Source organism: Vibrio sp. WZ-1 (genome assembly GCF_052037695.1).
Classification (GTDB): Bacteria; Pseudomonadota; Gammaproteobacteria; order Enterobacterales; family Vibrionaceae; genus Vibrio.
The window spans coordinates 1-504 of sequence record NZ_JBQEQR010000045.1 but is presented as its reverse complement, the minus strand read 5'-3'; the positions used below and the strand labels follow the sequence as shown (position 1 = coordinate 504).

1 protein-coding gene is annotated in these 504 nt (G+C 51.2%); it reads right to left on the bottom strand.

The features are described 5' to 3' along the window. A partial coding sequence (locus ACTS60_RS02255; RefSeq protein WP_440886967.1) for a VCBS domain-containing protein occupies window positions 1-504 on the bottom strand: 504 nt, incomplete at both ends.

Here is a 504-nt window from a genome sequence, read left to right as displayed (position 1 = left end):
ACCGTGTGTGCCTGTGATCGAATCCGGTGTAAAGGCATTATCTGGATTATCGATATCGGTGCTGGTTAGGGTGCCAGAGGTCGTTACCGCAGAGTCAGTTTCATCAACAGCCACAGTGGCACTGCTGACGGTCGCGGCATCATTAGTGCCGTTAATAGTCACCTTGATGGTTGACTGAGTCCCATCGACAGAAGCAACAGTAAAGGTTTCTTCAACCTTGTCGCCGACATTGAGTTGGTTGAATGGGCTGTTGGCGGTGAATACCCAATGCCCATTGGTATCAATGGTTAAGTCACCGTGAGTCCCTGTGATCGAATCTGGCGTAAACGCGTTGTCAGGATTATCGACATCGGTGCTGGTTAGTGTGCCTGAAGTTGTGATGGCTTTGTCCGTTTCATCAACCGCAACAGTCGCACTGCTGACGGTCGCCGCATCGTTGGTGCCGTTAATGGTGACCTTGATGGTTGACGGAGTGCCATCGACAGAGGTGACTGTGAATGTCTC